The organism is Mesorhizobium sp. 10J20-29 (assembly GCF_054130485.1).
In genome coordinates, this window is record NZ_CP199156.1 from 3,855,833 (window position 1) to 3,874,912 (window position 19,080).

Sequence of the window (19,080 nt, forward strand, 5' to 3'; positions counted from 1 at the left end):
GGTCCTGACGAAATCTCTCTTGCCGGTTTGAAAAGGGGCAAGGCCTCTTGGGGTAACAACGCCCGCCGCGGGAGGAGGTGCGGCGGGCGCCGTTTTGGTGGCCAGCTTTCGGGAGGAGGTGAAAGCCGACCGTATCCGGCAGGGTCTGGGAGGAGGTAGACCCGGCCGAAATCTCTGCTCGTCAGAGCGACTTGCGCGCCACCTTGCGGATTTCGCTGCGGTCGATGCCGAGGTCTTCAAGGCTACGGTTCGACAAGCGACCGAGTGCATCGACCGTGTCGCGATAAGCGCGCCAGTTGCGGTAGTTGCGGATCAGGTTCATTGTCGTTCTCTCTCAAATTCTGGTTCGGACCGCTGACGGTCCGAAGGGTCAGGCCGACTTGCGGGCGACGAAAGGTATTTCGCCGCGGCTGATGCCGAGGTCGGTCAGTTCGCGGTTTGACAGGCGGTTGAGCTCGGTGACCGTGTCACGGTAGCGGCGCCAGTTGCGATAGTTGCGGATCATGTTCATCGAATTTCTCGTTCGTCTTTCTTTCGGATCATTCCGACTTTTCGTATGAAGCGAAGATAGGTGAACGCGTTGCACATTTAAATCGCCAATGCTGCATGGCAGCAATGCAAATTGTGCATCGCACAATCCGGCCGCTTTCACGCTTCTGTCACAGTAGGGCCGAATCTGATAAAGTACCGTGGGGTCAATGGCTTGGCTTCGCAGCCGGCCGCAATGGAGAATATCCATGGCTGGTTATGCGTCGCGTGTGCGCAAGGATATCGAGCGGTGGCTGGACGCAGGCCTGATCGACGCGATCGTCGCCGAGGCACTGCGGCGCGACATCGATGCGCATGACCGCCGCTCGCTGAGCTTCGGTTCGATCCTGGCAATAACGGCCGCTCTGCTGCTCGGCGCGGCGATCCTGGTTTTTGTGGCCTCCAACTGGGAGGCGATCCCCAGGCTCGGTCGGATCGCCGGCCTTTTTGCCATCATTCTCGCCGGCTATGTCGGTGGTGCGGTCTTGAAGACGAACGACCATTCCGCGATCGCCGAAGCAGCCTGGCTGGTCGCCGCGGCGGCTTTTGGAGGATCGATCGCGCTGATCGGGCAGATGTACCATCTGTCCGGCGACGAAACCGAAGCGATTCTGGTTTGGTGCATCGGTACGGCGGTCGCTGCCGCCGCACTTCGCTCCGGCCCGCTCACCATGGCAGCCGTTGGCCTCGCCGCGGCCTGGCTGTTCTTTTGTGGCTCGGATTTCTGGCGGGCGAGCGACTTCCCGCACGCCTTCCTCGCCATCGCCCCCGTATTGTGGCTCTTGTCCTACTGGACGAAAAGCGCCGCTGCCCGGCATCTGCTGCTGTTGTCGATCGTGCTCTACGCCGTGATGTTGGCCATCGATCACGATGTCATGCTGACCGCGCTCGCGCTGGCGGCGGTCTGTGTCGCCATTTTCGGTCTTGCCGTGGCCGAACCCGAACCCGTCGACAGGGTCATGCAGATCGACAGGCGGCTGCCCGTCCATGCGCTTATCGGCTTCCTGGCGGGCATCTTCCTGATCCAGTTCCAGCTCGCCGGCGGCGTCGGGGCAAGCGGTGGATTTGCGCTGGCGGCCACAGTCGGCCTCGCGGGCATTGTCGCCGCCGTCGTGCTGGCCGGGCGTGAAAGCCGCGGGCTGCGCTGGCTCGCCTATGCCGGCTTCGGCGCCGAACTGTGCATGGTCTATGCCGTGCTGATCGAGGACATGCTGGGTACCGCCGGCTTCTTCCTGGCGGCGGGCGTCCTCCTGGCACTTCTGGCCTTTGTGATCATCCGGGTCGAAAGACGAATGAAGATGCCCGATGCGACGGAAGGAGTGACAGCATGAACGGCAAGCGGCTGGTCATCGCGGCGCTGCTCCTGGCTTTGGCGCAAATCGGCTTCCTGTCCTGGAATATCGCGGGGCGCGCCGCGATCCTGCGCAACGGCAAGGAAGTTCTCCTCAAGGTGGAGCCAGTCGATCCGCGCGACCTGCTGCGCGGCGACTATGTCCGGCTGGGCTACGAGATCCGCAGTGTTCCGGTGAAACTGCTCGACAATGCGCCCTCGGGCGCGTTCGTGACGGAGGAGGGGCCCGTGTTTGTCCGCCTGGGCAAGGACGATGACGGCTTCTGGCGTGCGCGGTCGGCAACGCTTGGCCACCTTTCAGCCGAAGCTGCGCCGCCAGGACAGGTCGACATCAGGGGAGAGATCGACGGCGGTTGGTCCCTTGGGCCGGACGCCTCGCTCAGCGTCCGCTACGATATTGACCGGTTCTACGTGCCGGAAGGCGAGGGCCGCGACATCGAAACGGACATGCGCGAGCGCTCCTTCGGCATCCTGGCCGCGGTCGCCAGCGACGGCACGCCGCAGATCAAGGCGCTGATGGACGGCGACAGGAAGCTCTACGAGGAGCCGCTGTACTAGGAAGCGGTGGATGGCGCGGGTATAGCGTGCACCAGTGTCGGGTCATCCCCCGCGCTTTCCAGGACGCCCAACCTCCTGTCGGGTGCCCTCCTGATGTTTCCCGTACGGTCGCCGTGGTCACGACATGCCTCGGGCGGAAAGGGCTGCAGCGACAGATTGTGACCTGCATCGGCAGGACATATCGTGTTGTCTTCCGGTTCTTTCGTGCGGCTTGCGGCCTTACGCCTGAGGAGTTTCAAGAGACGCGCGTGGTGCGACGGGAAGCTGAGAGTGGCTAGGCCCCGGTATATCCCTTGCCCCGCAGCTGCATCACGGCCTTCTTCCACTTCCTGATCAGTCTGCGGAACCTGCCGGGGCGACTGCTGGCGCGGAGCGAACTCGCAAACGCGCCGTTTTCAGAACACTGCTCGACAATCGTTGGCTCGAACCAGAGCACTTCGATGCCCAGTTCCTCGTCCATCACGTTGACCTGATGATCGATGGGGAGCGTCAGTGGATTGCGCTCGAGCCAATCGAGCCGGGCTTCCGCTACCGGCCGCGTGATCAGGTAGGAATCCGTGCACCGGCTCGTGTTCGATCTATAGAGATGTTGCCCGGGAACGATGTCGCTCGCCGGGATGTGGAAGTTGCAGCCGTTGCCGAGATACACGGCGGCCCTCCGGGCAGGGTCGCCGAATTCATACAGGCAAAGGCCGAGCTTATGGACGAAATCGGGGGCGAGAAAGACGTCATCCTCGAAGACCAGGCAGTATGGCTTGCCGGTATCGACGAAGGCCCGCCAGATGCCGACGTGCTTCAGGGCCACTGAAAACTCTCCTGGCCTTATCGGAACGGCGGCCAACTCGGCACGGTCAATGTCCGGGACGTCGTGGTCGAGGAAGAATTCGACCGGGACGCCACGCTTTGAAAACTCGCGTTCGATATGGGTGCGGCGGCCCTCAAGGCCCTGCTTCACGTGGCAGACTCGCGTGTAGACCTGGTCGAAGACCTTCCGATTCATGGCGCCCATGTCGGCGCTATACTACAAACCAACGATGTCGTCAGAACCGACTATCCCACAAACCCGCCTTGGGTCAGCACTATTGGCGGTAGACGAACAGAATACCAGGAGCGTTTGGGCGCATGCTGCGGTAGAAGACGACGGTGGTGTCGGCCCACAATATGGTGCGGGTAGAGGGACTCGAACCCCCACGTTTTCACGCCAGAACCTAAATCTGGTGCGTCTACCAATTCCGCCATACCCGCTGGAGCCCGCCCAATCCCACGTCGCCATCATTCTGTCAATCTCGCGGCCTCTATGCTGCGCAAGGCTTTGCCGTGCAAAGATAGTTGAAAATTCGGCGCGGCTATGACAAAAGGCGTGACAAATGTGACGGGACAGAACGATACGCTTCCCGTGAATGTGGTAAGAAGCAGGAAAAACAAAGACTTACGCACATTTTCGGGGTGCTTTTGGGCCCATGGTGCCGCTTCGGCTGACGCCGTAGGCTCTGGAAGCTCCACCCGCACCTCTAAAGCCACTCCGGCAACGAATATTCCGGCAGGCTGAACGGCAAGGAGCCGTTGCAGGTTGCCGGATTCTTGGAAACAAAGGTTTTTTTGACATGCAGGTTACCGAGACTCTGAATTCCGGCCTGAAGCGCGAGATCAAGGTCACGGTTCCGGCCGGCGACATGGAAGCCAAGCTCATGGAGCGGCTGAACGACGCCAAGACCAAGGTCCGCATCAACGGCTTCCGTCCCGGCAAGGTGCCGATCCCGCACCTGCGCAAGGTCTACGGCAAGTCCTTCATGGCCGAAGTGGTCAACGAGATCCTGTCCAACTCGACGCGCCACATCATCGCCGACCGCGGCGAGAAGGCCGCCATGCAGCCCGAAGTCACCATGACCGAGGACGAGAAGGAAGCCGAGAAGATCCTCGCCGGCGGCGCCGACTTCGAGTTCCAGCTTTCCTACGAAGTCATCCCGGCGATAGAGATCAAGGATTTTGCCGGCATCTCGGTGACCCGCCAGGTCTTCGACGTTCCGGATTCCGAAATCGACGAGCAGGTGGCACGCGTCGCCGAATCGTCGCGCAGCTACGAGACCAAGGATGGCAAGGCCGCCGACGGCGACCGCGTCACCATCGACTATGTTGGCAAGATCGACGGCGTGGCCTTCGAAGGCGGCGCAGGCGTCGACCAGCCGCTGGTCATCGGCTCGAAGGAATTCATCCCCGGTTTCGAGGAGCAACTGGTCGGCATCAAGGCGGGTGACGAGAAGCAGATCACCGTGAGCTTCCCGGAAAACTACTCCGCGCCCCATCTTGCCGGCCGCGAGGCAACCTTCGACGTCACGGTCAAGGAAGTCGCCAAGCCGGGCAAGCTCGAGATCAACGACGAGATGGCCAAGTCGCTCGGCCTGGAGAGCCTCGACAAGCTGCGCGAGATCGTGCGCGGCCAGATCGAGAACCAGTTCGGCCAGATGACGCGCCAGAAGCTCAAGCGCCAGCTGCTCGACCAGCTCGACCAGACCTACCAGTTCGAAGCGCCGTCCAAGCTCGTCGAAGCCGAGTTCGACAACATCTGGAATCAGGTCAACCGCGACCTCGAGGCCGCCGGCCGCACCTTTGCCGACGAAGAGACCACCGAGGAAGAGGCCCGTGCCGAGTACACCAAGCTCGCAGAGCGCCGCGTCCGTCTCGGTCTGGTTCTCGCCGAGATCGGCGACAAGGCCGGTGTGACGGTTGCCGACGACGAGGTGCAGCGCGCCCTGTTCGAGACGGTTCGCCGCTTCCCGGCCAATCAGCAGCAGGAAGCCTTCGAGTTCTACCGCTCCAACCCGAACGCCATCTCCTCGATCCGTGCACCGCTGTTCGAGGAAAAGGTCATCGACCACCTGCTCGCGGAGATCACGGTCACCGAACAGAAGGTCTCCAAGGAAGAGCTGATGGCCGACGACGAGGAGGCCGAAACGACCAAGCCGGCCAAGAAGGCCGCGCCGAAGAAGGCCGCTGCCAAGAAGGCCGATGCCGACAGCGCCGATGAGCCGAAGAAGAAGGCCGCGCCGAAGAAAAAGGCTGCCGCCAAGGACGCCGAATAGGCTTCCGGCTCTGCCCGTTCCTGAAAAGGCCGCTCTCTGGAGCGGCCTTTTTGCTATCGGGATCAGATGAGCTGCAGGCCCTTCATGCTGGCAAAGCCGTTCTTGCCGATGATGATGTGGTCATGCACCGAAATGCCGAGTTGCCGGCCTGTCTCGATGATGGTCTTGGTCATGTCGATGTCGGCGCGCGACGGGGTCGGGTCGCCCGACGGGTGGTTGTGGACGAGGATGATGGCCGTGGACGACAGTTCCAGCGCCCGCTTGACCACCTCGCGCGGATAGACAGGCGTGTGGTCGACAGTCCCGGTCTGCTGCACCTCGTCGGCGATCAGGCCGTTCTTCTTGTCGAGGAAGAGGATGCGGAACTGTTCGCGCTCTTCGAAGGCCATCGAGGCGCGGCAATAGTCGAGTACCTTGTTCCACGACGACAGGAGTTCGCGGGTGCTGATCTCGCCACGCGCCATGCGCCGGCCGGCAGCTGCCACGACTTTGAGGTCGAGCGCCACGGAAGGCCCGACGCCCTTGACCTCGCAAAGCAGGGGGACCGGAGCGCCGAGAACCTGCGACAGCGAGCCGAAGCGCGCGAGCAGTGCCTTGGCGACCGGCTTGGTGTCCGCCCGCGGTATCAGCCGGAACAGGATGAGTTCAAGCAACTCGTAGTCGGCGAAGCCGTCGCCGGAGTGCGACGCAAGAAAGCGTTCGCGCAGCCGCTCCCGATGTCCCAGATAGTGCGGCTTTTCTTGTCCGGTATGAACTTTGCCGACTGCAACAGCCGGCTGCTCGCCGAAAAAGCCCCGCTCGTCTTCGACTTCGTCCGCCATGCAAAGACACGCCGTGAACAGAGTGCGGCACAAGACTGCCGCTCAACGGCGAAATACTAGGAGGGCAGGCCCGGCCGGTCGAGCCCTTTCGGCGAAAGCGTGAAGATTTCGCAGCCGTCGGCGGTGACGCCGATCGTGTGCTCGTACTGCGCGGAGAGCGAGCGGTCGCGCGTGACGGCGGTCCAGCCGTCCGACAGCACCTTCACATGCGGGCGGCCGAGATTGATCATCGGCTCGACGGTGAAGATCATGCCCTCGCGCATCTCGACGCCGTCGGTCGCGCTGCCGTAATGCAGGATGTTTGGCGCGTCATGGAACAGCTGCCCGACGCCGTGGCCGCAGAAATCGCGCACCACCGAGCAGCGTTCAGCTTCCGCGTAGGACTGGATCGCCGCGCCGATAGCGCCGGTGCGCGCACCGGGCCTGATCGCCGCGATGCCGCGCATCAGGCATTCATGCGTCACCTCGAGCAGCCGTTCGGCCGCACGCTTGATCGGGCCGACCGGGTACATGCGGCTGGAATCGCCGTGCCAGCCGTCGAGGATGAAGGTCACGTCGATGTTGACGATGTCACCTTCCTTGAGCGGCTTGTTGTCGGGAATGCCGTGGCAGACCACGTGGTTGATCGAGGTGCAGGACGACTTGGTGTAGCCACGGTAGTTGAGCGTCGCGGGGATTGCGCCGTGGTCCATGCCGTATTCGTAGACGAAACGGTCGATTGCCTCGGTCGTCACGCCGGGGGCCACCCTGTCGACCAGCTCGTCGAGGCAAGCCGCGGTGATGGCGCTCGCCTTGCGCATGCCTTCAAAGCCTTCCTCGCCGTAGAGGCGGATCTGGCCGGTGTTGCGCAGCGGAGCCGTTGTGGCGTCGAGATAGGTGGTCATCGGAAAATCCGGTTCGTCTGTTGGGCTCGTTCTGGGTAAGCCCGGTTGGGCCAGATTTGGCACTTGCGAGCCGCGCGTTCAAGTCCAAACTGGATCCGGGCGCCCGGCAGATCCTTCTCCGCCGGGCCAGGTCGCAAGTGAGGTTCGGACGGCCCTAGTTGACGTTGGCGAGTTCGGGAAACGACGACAGCGACTCACTGCGGTTGCACGAACCCGCATCGCTCTCGCGCTGCGTGCAGGCGCGGTTGCCGTTCTGCTGCGGCGCGGTACTCTGGCAGGCGGCAAGCAACATCAGGGGCAACAAGGTGAAGTAGGCCATGCGTCGCATCGTCAAGTCTCCATTGCAATGGCTTCTGCAATAGCACAGCCTCAGGCTGCAAAGGAGTCCCCCGCCGCCGCAAAGCCGCGCATCGGATGAGACGGGACCAGTCAGGCCAGGAAGGGCGGGCGTGGAGACCACGACACACGACATATGGCTGAACGACGCGATCGTCTTCCTGGTGGCGGCTGGCATCGTCATACCCGTGCTTCGGCTTGCCCGCGTGCCGGCCGTGCTCGGCTTCCTGCTTGCCGGCGTGGCCCTCGGACCCTTCGGAATCGGCACGTTGGCCAAGGCCTTTCCGCTGTTGTCCTACGTTTCGATCGCCGATCCCGCCGCCGCCGAACCCTTCGCAGAGCTGGGCGTACTGTTCCTGTTGTTCCTCCTCGGCCTCGAACTCTCCTTCGAGAGACTGTGGGCATTGCGCCGGGCGGTGCTGGGTGCCGGTGGCCTGCAGGCCGGAATCAGCGCCGTGCTGATCGGCGGTGCCGCGGTGGTGACCGGCGCGACCGTTCCCGCGGCGATTGCGGTCGGCCTGGCGCTCGCGCTCTCTTCCACGGCAATCGTCATGCAGGTGCTGACCGACGAGAAGCGGGCGACCCAGCCGGTCGGCCGCACAGCACTTGCCGTGCTGCTATTCCAGGACCTGATGGTCGCGCCCATCCTCATCCTGGTGGGTTTCCTCGGCCGCGACAGCGATGCCGGCCTTGTGACCGTGTTGGCCGAGGCTCTGGTCAAGGGCGTGCTGGCGGTGGCGGCGATTTTCCTGGTCGGCCGCTTCGTCCTCAAGGATGCATTTCGCCTGGCCGCGCGGGCCGGCGGGCGCGACTTCCTGATGGGCATCACGCTTCTCACCGTCATCGGCGGCGCCGTCATCACCGCGGGCGCCGGCCTGTCGCTGCCGCTCGGCGCCTTCCTGGCCGGCCTGTTGCTCGGCGAGACCGAGTTCAAGCACCAGACAGAAGTCGACATCGAGCCGTTCAAGGGACTGCTGCTCGGCCTGTTCTTCATGACGGTCGGCATGGGACTCGATCTCGCCGGCGCCTGGCAGCACCTGCCGGCGGTTCTTGGCGGGCTGGTCGGTCTGCTGCTGATCAAAGGCGTCGTCGCCTTCGCCGCCTGCCGGCTTTTTGCAGGCGGCGCGCCGATGTCGCTGGAAGCGGCCTTCCTGCTGGCGCCGGCGGGCGAGTTCGCCTTCGTCGTTGTCCAGACCGCAGGCGCCGCCGGCGCGCTCGACGGTCAGACGGTCACCATCGTCAGCGTCATTGCCGGCCTGTCGATGATGCTGGCGCCGATTCTTGCCCGGCTTGGCCGCGCTCTGGCGGTGAGGCGTGAGCCGGAACCCGGCCCGGCCGCCGGCCTCGAGGATTTCGCCGGCCTGTCGGACCATGTCGTGATTGCCGGCTATGGCCGCGTCGGGCACACGATTGCCCGGATACTCGAGGTCGAGGAAACCGAGATTGTCGCGCTGGAGCGCAATGCCGGCGTGGTGGCGCGCGAGCGCGAACTTGGGGTGCGCATCTATCTCGGCGATGCCTCGCGGCCGGAAATCCTGCTGAAGGCAGGGGCAGCCGAGGCGCGGCTCTTCGTCGTCACGGTGGACGATCCCGCCGATGCCGAGCGGATCGTGACTGGCGTCCGGCAGTTGCGGGCAGACGCGCCGATCCTTGCGCGGGCGAGCGATTCCGAACATGCCCGCAGGCTGGCCAAGGCTGGCGCCAGCTTCGTCATTCCCGACGCCATCGAGGCCGGCTTGCAACTCGCTGGCCGGGCTCTCGGTGAATACGGCTATACAAGCGAGCTGATCCGCACGCGCATCGCCGGCGAGCGCGAGGCGGAATACCAGCGCGCCAACGAGGACGGGGACTGAAGCCGAGGGCTACTTCGCCAGCCAGCCGCGCGGCGGGCCAGGTGACCGATCGGCAGACGGAAATGCGCGCCGCTGCGCGCGCCCTGGTCAGCATCGAGAATGGACTGGAAAAATGTCTGGTACGCCCAAGGGGAATCGAACCCCTGTTACCGCCGTGAAAGGGCGGTGTCCTAACCGCTAGACGATGGGCGCGCTCAGACGAGGCGGGTTATAATTGCGTTGCGGCGATGCGGCAACCCGTGAAACGCAGGCAAACACAAACTTTTTCGATGTGTCCCTGCGACGGATTTGCATCGGGCGGGCAGCGACCGTGCCCAGAGTGGCGCTAGCTGCGGCGACGGCACTTCCAGTTCCAGTCGCGCTCCGGTCCGATGTCGATGTGTACCGATTCGGTATGACAGTAGGTGCCGACGCCGCCGCGGCCAGGCATGGCGCGTACGAACTTGGCGAGTTCCCACTTGCTGACACCCGGGACCTGAACGTCAGCCGCCGCGCAATACATGTGCTGCGACTTCTTCGCGCCGTTGACCTTGCGGTTGTAGGAGGGGCTGCGGTAGCCGGATGTGACGACCATCTTCTTGCCGTAGTGGCGCTCGACCTTCTTCAGCACGCGGACCAGGGCAGGTTTCAGGCAGGCGACGTCGACCGTCTCGCGCTGCTTCAGCAGGCCGTTGGGCGCAAGCCGTGCCAGACCGGCGGCCGAAGCCAGCACGACCGGCGAGCCGTCCTCGTCCTCGTGGACATCGATGTCGCTGACATCGTCGAGGCCGGACTTGCGCTTGATTTCGAAGAGGTTGGTCGTGCGCACGCCGGGCAGGGCGAAGTCGCCGCCCGTATCGCCGTCGCTGTCGAGCGAGGCGGTACGCACCGGCTTTTCGGGCTTGGGCTCGGCCTGCTTGGCAATCGCCACCAGCGGCTTTTGCTGTGCGGGCTTTTCGGGTTCAGCTTGTGCCGGGGTGGCGCCGAAGAAGGACGACAGGAAGCTCTTCTTCTTCGGTGCGATAGGCGCGTCCGGCATTTCGCCGGCTGTCAGGACGGGGCCGCCATTGTCGAGAAAGTCGCCGCCTCCGGGGACCGGTACCGAGGCCGCGCCCTTCGGTTCAGCCTTTTCCGCGCCGATGCCGGCGATCAGGGGCTTGGCAGGAGCGGGTACCTCGGCCGTGGTTGCCGACGGCTCATCGTCGGGTTTTGCGGCAGGCGCAGCTGCGACTTCCTGCGGCAGCGAGACGTCGCCTTCGCCAGCCTCTCCATCGACGGCCGCGACCGCCAGGTTGGGCGCGCCAGCGTCACTATAGGAGGGTGCGGTGAGTTCGAGTGTCGGGTCGGCGGTCGAGGAACAGGATGCGAGCAAGGCAGAAAGCAGACCAGCCAGAATAAGGTGGCGTGTCCCGATCGCCTGACGCGCTCCTGGTTTCAACCTGTTTCCCCTACTCGTTCTTGCCGGCCCTGCGACGTGCGCCAGACGGGCGGCCGGTCGCGCCGGCAACGGCGGCATGCCACCGAAAGGCGGCGTGCGAATCCTCAATGTCACCCCAGTATGGGGCTAGGCACGAAATAAGACCATATCATGGTGGCGCTGGCCACCCTTCGCGCAGTTTGGCGGCCCGGTCAATTGTGCCCGCTAACGGCTAGACACGCACCCGGACGTAGCTTCCCGGTGCCTCGCCGAGCACCTTAACACCCTTGCCCGGCTTGCGTGCCTTGACCCGGCGATCGTCCATGGCCTCGATCCATTTCTGCCAATGCGGCCACCAGGAACCGGCGGTTTCCGTCGCCCCGGCTACCCATTCGTCGAAATCTCCGACCGGCTTTCCATCGGTCCAGTACTGGTATTTCTTCAGCGCAGGCGGGTTGACCACCCCGGCGATATGGCCGGAGCCCGCCATCACGAATTCGACCGGACCGCCGAAATACTGGCAGCCGACGAAGACCGAGCGCGCCGGCGCGATGTGGTCTTCCTTGGTGGAGAGATTGTAGACGGGGATCTTGATGTCGGCGAGCGAGAGCCTGTGCCCGGCGATTTCCATCTTGCCGTGGGACAGTGTGTTGTCGAGGTAGCAATTGCGCAGATAGAAGGAATGGTTGGCTGCGGCCATGCGGGTGGAATCGGCGTTCCAATAGAGCAGGTCGAAGGGTAGGGGATCCTTGCCGCGCATGTAGTTGTTGACGACATAGGGCCAGATCAGGTCGCCCGAGCGAAGCATGTTGAAGGCCGTCGCCATCTTGGTGCCGTCGAGATAGCCCTTTTCGGTCATCGAGCGCTCGACGGCCGCCACCTGGTCCTCGTCGACGAAAACCTTGAGGTCGCCGGCATAGGTGAAGTCGACCTGGGTGGTGAACAGCGTTGCCGAGCGGATGCGGTCGTCGCCCTCCTGCGCCATCAGCGAAAGGCCCGCGGCAAGCAGCGTCCCGCCGACGCAATAGCCGATCACGTTGACCTCGCGCTCGCCGGTCGAGGCCTCGATCGTATCGAGTGCGTATTGCAGCCCCTCGCGGATATAGGCTTCCCAGTCCTTGGTGCCGTGGCGCTTGTCCGGGTTGACCCACGAGACGACGAAAACGGTATGACCCTGCTCCACCGCCCATCGGATGAAGGATTTGTCCGGATTTAGGTCGAGGATGTAGAACTTGTTGATCCAGGGCGGGCAGATGAGCAGAGGCCGCTTGAATACGGTGTCGGTGGCCGCGTCGTACTGGATGATTTCGGCGACGTCGCTGCGTCCGACCACCTTGCCAGGGCTGACGGCGATGTTCTTGCCGACTTCGAAGCGCGAATCGTCTGCCTGCCTGAGCTTGAGGTCGCCTTTGCCGGCTGTGATGTCCTCGGCCAGCATCTTCATGCCGCGCACGAGATTCTCGCCGTTGCTGGCGATGGTTTCGCGGAACAGCTCCGGGTTGGTCAGGATGAAGTTCGACGGCGAGATCGCGTTGGAAACCTGCTTGACGTAGAAGTTGGCCTTCTGGCGGGTGTGCTCGTCGAGCCCTTCGGCGTTCTCCACGAGGTCGCCGGCCCAGCGCGAGGTTACCAGATAGACCTGCTTGAGAAAGTCGAAGAACGCGTTGCGGCCCCATTCGGGGTCGTTGAAGCGCTTGTCTCGAGGGTCGGGTTTCACCGAGCCGGGCTGTTCCTCGCCGGAGCTCACGCGGTTGATGGCATTGCCCCAGACTTCCAGATAGCCCGAAAACAGCCGCGTCTGCGCCTCGAGTGCTCGCGAAGGATCGGACAGCCAGTACTCGGTCACCTTGGAGAAGGTCTTGACCATGTCGGCCATCGGCTCGGCGGCGGTGTCGCGCACCTCGCCCTTCTCGCGCGGGCCCGCCCATGCCGAAGCCGCCTTGCCGGCCTGCTCGACCATGCGGGCGAGATTGAGCGCAAATTGTTCCGGATCCTTGACCATGTACTGGTCGACATCCGACGCGGGTTCGGAATCCTTTTTCCCCGGTTCGGCTGTTTTAGTCATGGTAAGGTCTGGTCCTCCTTGGGGCCTTGTCTTGACATATTATCATGGCACGTCCAATGCGGTCTAATCCGGGCGGGCAGGTAAAGTCATGGCACATAGACATTGCAGGTTCTTATCGGCGCCGCTGGGCGCATCGGCATTGGCCCTGGTGGCAGCACTTGCCCTCGGCGGCTGTGGAACCCCGCCCGAGGACGATGCCTCGATGAGCCTCGCCAGCGGCGCGGCGAACACCGGCACGTTTCCGAACCTCAACATCCCCCCGCAGGCCGCGGCACCGCAGCTGACCGAGGAAGAGACGCAGGCCAAGCTCTCGTCGCTGCGGCGCGCCCAGCAGGCGCAGTCCGGCAAGGTGACACCCGAGACGCCTGAAGAACGCCGCAGGCGTCTGAAGCTTCTCGAGGATGAGCAGGCCGAAACGCTCAGGCTTATCGAACAGAACTGACGCCTCGACCCTACCGGCAAACCGGTATATATCGCGGCGCAGCAGCATTCCTCCAAGCGCCTGGATTTGCCATGGAAGAGTTTCACAAGGTCCGTCGCCTGCCGCCCTACGTGTTCGAGCAGGTCAACCGGCTGAAGGCCAGCGCCCGTTCCAAGGGCGCCGACATCATTGATCTTGGCATGGGCAATCCGGACCTGCCGACGCCCAAGGCGATCGTCGACAAGCTGTGCGAGGTCGTACGCGACCCGCGCACCCACCGCTATTCCTCCTCGCGCGGCATTCCGGGCCTGCGACGGGCCCAGGCGGCCTATTACGCCCGCCGTTTTGGCGTGAAGCTCAATGCCGACACGCAGATCGTCGCCACACTCGGTTCCAAGGAAGGCTTCGCCAACATGGCGCAGGCGATCACCGCGCCTGGCGACGTGATCCTGTGCCCGAACCCGACCTATCCGATCCACGCCTTCGGCTTCATCATGTCGGGCGGCGTCATCCGCTCGCTCCAGGCCGAGCCGGACGATAGCTTCATCCCGGCGCTGGAACGCGGCGTCAAGCATTCGATCCCGAAGCCGCTCGCGTTGATCCTCAACTATCCGTCGAACCCGACGGCGCATGTCGCGTCGCTCGATTTCTACAAGGACGTGGTCGCCTTCGCCAAGAAGAACGACATCATCCTGCTGTCGGACCTCGCCTATTCGGAGATCTATTTCGACGGCTCGCCGCCGCCATCGGTGCTGCAGGTGCCGGGCGCCATCGACATCGCGGTCGAGTTCACCTCCATGTCGAAGACCTTTTCGATGCCTGGCTGGCGCATGGGCTTCGCGGTCGGCAACGAAAGGCTGATCTCGGCGCTGACGCGGGTGAAGTCCTATCTAGACTACGGCGCCTTCACGCCGATCCAGGTGGCGGCCGCCGCTGCGCTGAACGGCGACGGCGCCGACATCGCGGAGGTGCGCGAGATCTATCGCAAGCGGCGCGACGTCATGGTCGACGCCTTCGGCCGCGCCGGCTGGACGATTCCCGCGCCGGCAGCCTCGATGTTTGCCTGGGCACCGATACCGGAGGCGTTCCGCCATCTCGGCTCGCTCGAGTTCTCGAAACTGCTGATCGAGCATGCCGACGTTGCGGTGGCGCCGGGCGTCGGCTTTGGCGAGCACGGCGACGATCACGTGCGCATCGCGCTGGTCGAGAACGAGCACCGCATCCGGCAGGCGGCGCGCAACATCAAGCGTTTCCTCGCCACTTCGGCCAAGCAGCCCAACAACGTTGTGCCGCTGGTCGCCAGGTCCTGACTGGGACACTTTTCGCACAGCAGAGAATGAGGGACGTCGCCGCATATGGCTGAAGCATTGCGTATCGGATTGGCAGGACTGGGCACCGTCGGGGCGTCGGTGGTGCGAGTACTTTCTGAAAAGGCTGCCGAACTGACGCGCCAGTGCGGCCGCGAGATCGTTGTTGCGGCCGTCTCGGCGCGCGACCGGACGCGCGACCGCGGCATCGATCTCGGCGCCGCAAAATGGTTCGACGATCCGGTCGAGCTTGCCCGCTCCGCCGATATCGACGTTTTCGTCGAGCTGATCGGTGGCGATGAGGGCGTTGCCCGGGCCAGCGTGAAGGCCGCGCTGGAAGGGGGACGCCACGTCGTGACGGCCAACAAGGCGCTGCTGTCGCGGCACGGCGTGGCGCTGGCCGAGATCGCCGAGAAGAAGGGCGTCCTGCTCAACTACGAGGCGGCGGTCGCCGGCGGCATTCCGGTCATCAAGACGATGCGCGAGGCAATGGCCGGCAACACCGTGTCGCGCGTCTTCGGCATCCTCAACGGCACCGCCAACTACATCCTGACCCGCATGGAGGCAGAGGGTATCTCCTTCGAGGCCTGCCTGGAGGACGCCCAGCGGCTGGGCTATGCCGAGGCCGACCCCACCTTCGACATCGAGGGCCACGACACCGCGCACAAGCTGTCGATCCTTACCGCTCTCGCCTTCGGCACGAAAATCTCTGCCGACGACATCTACATGGAGGGCATCTCCAACATCAGCCAGGCCGACATCCAGGCGGCGGGTGAACTCGGCTATCGCATCAAGCTGCTTGGCGTGGCGCAGCGCACCGAGACCGGCATCGAGCAGCGCGTCCATCCGACGATGGTGCCGACAGCATCGGTGATCGCGCAGGTTCACGGCGTGACCAACGCGGTGGCGATCGAGACCGACATTCTGGGCGAACTGCTGCTTTCCGGACCCGGTGCCGGCGGCAACGCCACCGCCTCCGCAGTCATCGGCGACATTGCAGACATCGCCAAGAGCCGTCCCGGCTTCCAGCACGGACCCGTTTTCGGCCGCCCGGCGAAGGAACTGAAACCCTACAAGCGGGCGCGCATGCGCACCCATGCAGGCGGCTATTTCATCCGGTTGACCGTGCACGACCGGCTGGGTGTCTTCGCGGCCATCGCCAAGCGAATGGCCGACAGCGACATTTCGCTGGAATCGATCGTCCAGCATGCGGCCGAGGGCGAGGTCGCCGACCAGAAGACGGTCATCCTCGTCACGCACGAGACGACGGAGGCGGCGGTGCGCAAGGCGACCGACGGCATCACCAAGGACGGCCACCTGACCGCCAAGCCGCAGGTGATCCGCATCGAGCGGGCAGGCTGATGGGCTTCGACTGGCATTCTGACACGATTTCGCGCCAGACGCCGGTCACCAGGACCTACCGCAATACCCAGAATGTCCGCCGCTTCCTCAAGGCCGAATGCGGCGACGCGTTCAAGTTCGACCGGGCCTTCATGGCCTGGGTGAAGGACAGCAGCGACAAGACAATGGGCGATGTGGCGGATGAATGGCTTCGGCGCCGGGGTGCCGGGCCGCAGGCATGAGTTCTTGGCACAGCCGGTCGTTGCCTTATCTTGGTGCCATGACTGACATGGCTTCATAGATGCCGGCCGAAAAACGCCTCTTTCTGGACGTCAAGCGCTCGGCGACGGGCCATTCCTGGGCGCACCGCCTGAACGAGCGCCAGGAGATGCTGGCTCTGGCCATCGCGCAGGGTCATGGCGTTCCCGACATCGTCGCCCGCGTGCTTGCCGGCCGGGGCGTGACGGCCGACGACGCGGATCGCTTCCTCGACCCCACGATCAAGGACCTGCTGCCGGACCCGGTTTCGCTGACCGACATGGACAAGGCGGCCGACCGGCTTGCCGAGGCGGTGCGGCGCGAGGAGAAAGTGGCGATCTTCGGCGACTACGACGTCGACGGCGCCGCATCCTCGGCGCTGATGAAGCGCTTTCTCGCCCATTACGGTGTCGAGGCCGAGATCTATATTCCAGACCGGATTTTCGAGGGTTACGGGCCCAATCCCGAGGCGATGCGGGAGCTCGTCGGGCGCGGAGCGTCTCTGATCGTGACGGTGGATTGCGGCACCAACAGCGCCGTTTCGATAGACGCCGCACGCGAAGCCGGAGCCGATGTCGTCGTGCTCGACCACCACCAGGTAGGCGGGGCGTTGCCGTCGGCCGTTGCCGTCGTCAACCCGAACCGCGACGATGACCTGTCGGGGCAGGGGCATCTCTGCGCCGCGGGCGTGGTTTTCCTGGCACTGGTGCAGACCGCACGCGTGCTGCGCATCGAGCGGCCGGATGCCGAGCAGCCAGACCTCCTGTCGATGCTCGACCTCGTGGCGCTGGCAACCGTGTGCGACGTCGTTTCGCTGACCGGCGTCAATCGCGCCTTCGTGGTCAAGGGGCTGTTGGCGGCGCGCCAGCAGAACAACGCCGGGTTGAACGCGCTGGCACGCGTGGCGCGTATCGGCGAGCCCGTCGGCACCTTCCATCTTTCCTTCCTGATCGGGCCGCGCATCAATGCCGGCGGCCGCATTGGCGACGCCGCGCTGGGGAGCCGGCTGCTGGCGACGGACGATCCCGTCGAGGCCACGACCATTGCCGAAACGCTCGACCGGCTGAACCAGGAACGCCAGGCGATGGAGCAGGGCATGCTGGCCGAGGCCCGCGCGGAGGCCGATGCGGAACTCGTCGGCGGGCCGGGGCCGGCCATCATCCTGACCGCCAGCCCGAACTGGCATCCGGGCATTGTCGGCCTGCTCGCCTCACGGCTGAAGGATCATGCGCACCGGCCGGCCTTTGCCATCGCCTTCAACGCAAACGGTGTCGGCACCGGCTCGGGCCGCTCGGTGCCGGGTTTCGACCTCGGCAAGCTGGTGCGCGAGGCGGCCGACAAGGGCCTCATCGTCAAGGGCGGCGGCCACGCCATGGCGGCCGGCATCACGGTCGAGCGCGAAAAACTCGGCGCCCTGCGTTCCTTCTTCGAGGAGCGGGCGGCTGCCGACGTGTTCCGGCTGCAGGACGAGGCGACACTGCAGATCGACGCGGCACTCGCTGCCGAAGGCGCCACGCTTGCACTCCTCGACACGCTTGAAAAGGCCGGTCCCTTCGGCGCAGGCCATGTCGCGCCTGTCTTCGTGCTGCCGCGCCATGCGCTCGTCGATGCACGCCCGGTCGGCGTCAACCACATCCGGGTCGACCTGCGATCGGAGAGCGGCGGCCGCATCCAGGCAATGGCCTTCCGGGCAGTCGACACCCCGCTCGGCGAGTTCCTGTTCAAGAATCGCGGCGCCACGGTGCACGTGGCGGGAACGCTTTCTGGGAACTACTGGAACGGCTCGCGCCGGGTTCAATTCCGCCTGACGGATGTCGCGCTGGCGCCCTGACGACGGCTAGGCGAGAACGGTCTGCAGCCGCTCGAGATCGCGCATCTGCGCCATCGTGGCTTCGTAGCCGAGGCGGATGGCCTCGTCGGCACGGTAGAATTCGGTCAGGCCGATATGGCCGAGCTTCGGCTGCAGCGACATGTCCGGCGGATCGCCGGCGAGACGCGCGCGCGAAATGCGATCCTGGATGATGTTGAAGGCCTCGAGCATGACGCCGGTGACGCCGATCCGCGATTCTTTCGACCGCGTGTCGGCATTGAAGCGCTCGGCGGGCGACGCGTCGGGCTCGGCGACCAGCTCGCCGGCGCTGTGCTTGATGACGGCGGCGCGACCGAAGAGGTCGTAGTGCAGGTTGACGGCGACGACCAGAGGCTGCTCATGCGCGCGGCAGACCGACACGGGAACCGGGTTGACCAGCGCTCCGTCTACCAGAACGCGGCCATTGGCGGTAACGGGTTCGAAGACGCCCGGCAGCGCGTAAGAGGCCCTCATGGCGGTGATCAGCGATCCGCTCGACAGCCAGATTTCATGGCCGGTGCGGATTTCCGACGCCACGCAGACGAAGGGTTTTGGCAGGTCCTCGAACTTGATGCCGTTCATGTGCTCGCGCAGCCGTGCGTCGAGCTTCATGCCGCCGAACAGGCCACTGCCGCCGATCTTGATGTCGAGCAGGCCGAAAATCCGGCGCTTGGTCAGGCTGCGGGCAAATTCCTCGAGCTCGTCCAGCTTGCCGGCAAGATAGCAGCCGCCGACCAGTGCGCCAATGGAAGTTCCGGCGATCATGGAGACGTGGATGCCGGCCTCGTCGAGTGCCCGCAACACGCCGATATGCGCCCAGCCACGGGCACAACCACCACCAAGAGCCAGCGAAATGCCCGTTTTCTTTGCCGGTACGGGCTCGGAGACGCCGCCCGATGACGAAAGCCCGTTGGCTTCGCGTACATCCGGTCTGTTGCGCAACGACGCCCACTCGAGCATCACGATCTCCTTGAACTGAAGCCGAATTTACAGGTTCGGCGTATCGAAATCATGAATCTGTGTCGTGGCAAG

18 protein-coding genes and 2 tRNA genes are annotated in these 19,080 nt (G+C 64.4%); 9 read left to right on the top strand and 11 right to left on the bottom strand.

Annotated elements, in window-relative coordinates; translation table 11 throughout:
* Nucleotides 1–181 precede the first annotated feature (181 nt).
* Complete coding sequence (locus ACT2BZ_RS18440; protein WP_457936693.1) at nucleotides 182–322, bottom strand: DUF1127 domain-containing protein; 141 nt, start codon at nucleotides 320–322, stop codon at nucleotides 182–184.
* Between the two features lie 48 nt (nucleotides 323–370).
* A complete protein-coding gene (locus ACT2BZ_RS18445) occupies nucleotides 371–511 on the bottom strand; it encodes a DUF1127 domain-containing protein (RefSeq protein ID WP_457936695.1) in 141 nt (46 codons plus the stop codon).
* 226 nt (nucleotides 512–737) lie between these two features.
* On the opposite strand from ACT2BZ_RS18445, the gene ACT2BZ_RS18450 reads away from it, so the two are divergent.
* Both ACT2BZ_RS18450 and ACT2BZ_RS18455 read left to right on the top strand, forming a co-directional pair.
* On the top strand, nucleotides 738–1,859 hold the full coding sequence (locus ACT2BZ_RS18450; RefSeq protein ID WP_457936697.1) for a DUF2157 domain-containing protein: 1,122 nt from the start codon (nucleotides 738–740) through the stop codon (nucleotides 1,857–1,859).
* On the top strand, nucleotides 1,856–2,437 hold the full coding sequence (locus ACT2BZ_RS18455) for a GDYXXLXY domain-containing protein (RefSeq protein WP_457936698.1): 582 nt from the start codon (nucleotides 1,856–1,858) through the stop codon (nucleotides 2,435–2,437). Before ACT2BZ_RS18450 ends, ACT2BZ_RS18455 begins: the two co-directional genes overlap by 4 nt.
* 274 nt (nucleotides 2,438–2,711) lie before the next feature.
* On the opposite strand, the gene ACT2BZ_RS18460 is transcribed toward ACT2BZ_RS18455, so the two are convergent.
* The gene (locus ACT2BZ_RS18460; RefSeq protein ID WP_457936700.1) at nucleotides 2,712–3,437 is read right to left on the bottom strand and encodes a glycosyltransferase family 25 protein; all 726 of its coding nucleotides are present in this window, start codon (nucleotides 3,435–3,437) and stop codon (nucleotides 2,712–2,714) included.
* A 162-nt stretch (nucleotides 3,438–3,599) separates the two neighbouring features.
* Nucleotides 3,600–3,682: transfer RNA gene (locus tag ACT2BZ_RS18465), tRNA-Leu, on the bottom strand.
* A 359-nt stretch (nucleotides 3,683–4,041) separates the two neighbouring features.
* Between ACT2BZ_RS18465 and tig the strand changes: the two genes are divergently transcribed.
* A complete protein-coding gene (gene tig / locus ACT2BZ_RS18470) occupies nucleotides 4,042–5,517 on the top strand; it encodes a trigger factor (protein ID WP_457936701.1) in 1,476 nt (491 codons plus the stop codon).
* 62 nt (nucleotides 5,518–5,579) lie between these two features.
* Here tig and radC read toward each other — a convergent pair whose 3' ends face one another.
* The 3 genes from radC to ACT2BZ_RS18485 all read right to left on the bottom strand — a co-directional run bounded on the left by radC (nucleotide 5,580) and on the right by ACT2BZ_RS18485 (nucleotide 7,541).
* Nucleotides 5,580–6,338: a RadC family protein gene (radC, locus tag ACT2BZ_RS18475; RefSeq protein ID WP_457936703.1), complete on the bottom strand. Its 759-nt coding sequence runs from the start codon at nucleotides 6,336–6,338 to the stop codon at nucleotides 5,580–5,582.
* A gap of 56 nt (nucleotides 6,339–6,394) precedes the next feature.
* Nucleotides 6,395–7,222: a type I methionyl aminopeptidase gene (gene map, locus ACT2BZ_RS18480; protein WP_457936705.1), complete on the bottom strand. Its 828-nt coding sequence runs from the start codon at nucleotides 7,220–7,222 to the stop codon at nucleotides 6,395–6,397.
* A 154-nt stretch (nucleotides 7,223–7,376) separates the two neighbouring features.
* Entirely contained in the window at nucleotides 7,377–7,541 is a 165-nt protein-coding gene (locus ACT2BZ_RS18485; RefSeq protein WP_457936707.1) for a hypothetical protein, read from the bottom strand.
* Nucleotides 7,542–7,671: 130 nt separating this feature from the next.
* Between ACT2BZ_RS18485 and ACT2BZ_RS18490 the strand changes: the two genes are divergently transcribed.
* Nucleotides 7,672–9,411 (top strand): cation:proton antiporter domain-containing protein, encoded by a 1,740-nt coding sequence (locus ACT2BZ_RS18490; RefSeq protein ID WP_457936709.1) that lies wholly within the window; start codon nucleotides 7,672–7,674, stop codon nucleotides 9,409–9,411.
* A 117-nt stretch (nucleotides 9,412–9,528) separates the two neighbouring features.
* Here ACT2BZ_RS18490 and ACT2BZ_RS18495 read toward each other — a convergent pair.
* The 3 genes from ACT2BZ_RS18495 to ACT2BZ_RS18505 all read right to left on the bottom strand — a co-directional run bounded on the left by ACT2BZ_RS18495 (nucleotide 9,529) and on the right by ACT2BZ_RS18505 (nucleotide 12,872).
* A tRNA-Glu gene (locus ACT2BZ_RS18495) sits at nucleotides 9,529–9,603 on the bottom strand.
* A 133-nt stretch (nucleotides 9,604–9,736) separates the two neighbouring features.
* Nucleotides 9,737–10,762 carry a D-Ala-D-Ala carboxypeptidase family metallohydrolase gene (locus tag ACT2BZ_RS18500; RefSeq protein WP_457936711.1) on the bottom strand — a complete coding sequence of 342 codons (1,026 nt, stop codon included), beginning with the start codon at nucleotides 10,760–10,762 and terminating at the stop codon, nucleotides 9,737–9,739.
* Between the two features lie 277 nt (nucleotides 10,763–11,039).
* Nucleotides 11,040–12,872, bottom strand: coding sequence for a PHA/PHB synthase family protein (locus ACT2BZ_RS18505; protein ID WP_457936712.1), 1,833 nt, complete (start codon nucleotides 12,870–12,872; stop codon nucleotides 11,040–11,042).
* Between the two features lie 148 nt (nucleotides 12,873–13,020).
* On the opposite strand from ACT2BZ_RS18505, the gene ACT2BZ_RS18510 reads away from it, so the two are divergent.
* From ACT2BZ_RS18510 to recJ, 5 genes are all read left to right on the top strand, one after another.
* Nucleotides 13,021–13,314 carry a hypothetical protein gene (locus tag ACT2BZ_RS18510; RefSeq protein WP_457936713.1) on the top strand — a complete coding sequence of 98 codons (294 nt, stop codon included), beginning with the start codon at nucleotides 13,021–13,023 and terminating at the stop codon, nucleotides 13,312–13,314.
* A 71-nt stretch (nucleotides 13,315–13,385) separates the two neighbouring features.
* Nucleotides 13,386–14,603: an LL-diaminopimelate aminotransferase gene (locus ACT2BZ_RS18515; protein ID WP_457936714.1), complete on the top strand. Its 1,218-nt coding sequence runs from the start codon at nucleotides 13,386–13,388 to the stop codon at nucleotides 14,601–14,603.
* A 45-nt stretch (nucleotides 14,604–14,648) separates the two neighbouring features.
* Nucleotides 14,649–15,962, top strand: coding sequence for a homoserine dehydrogenase (locus ACT2BZ_RS18520; RefSeq protein WP_457936715.1), 1,314 nt, complete (start codon nucleotides 14,649–14,651; stop codon nucleotides 15,960–15,962).
* Nucleotides 15,962–16,183: a DUF6434 domain-containing protein gene (locus ACT2BZ_RS18525; RefSeq protein WP_457936717.1), complete on the top strand. Its 222-nt coding sequence runs from the start codon at nucleotides 15,962–15,964 to the stop codon at nucleotides 16,181–16,183. Before ACT2BZ_RS18520 ends, ACT2BZ_RS18525 begins: the two co-directional genes overlap by 1 nt.
* 59 nt (nucleotides 16,184–16,242) lie before the next feature.
* Nucleotides 16,243–18,030, top strand: coding sequence for a single-stranded-DNA-specific exonuclease RecJ (gene recJ, locus ACT2BZ_RS18530; RefSeq protein ID WP_457936719.1), 1,788 nt, complete (start codon nucleotides 16,243–16,245; stop codon nucleotides 18,028–18,030).
* A 6-nt stretch (nucleotides 18,031–18,036) separates the two neighbouring features.
* Here the strand turns inward: recJ and ACT2BZ_RS18535 are convergent, their stop codons facing one another.
* Entirely contained in the window at nucleotides 18,037–19,008 is a 972-nt protein-coding gene (locus ACT2BZ_RS18535) for a patatin family protein (RefSeq protein ID WP_457936721.1), read from the bottom strand.
* Between the last annotated feature and the right edge of the window lie 72 nt (nucleotides 19,009–19,080).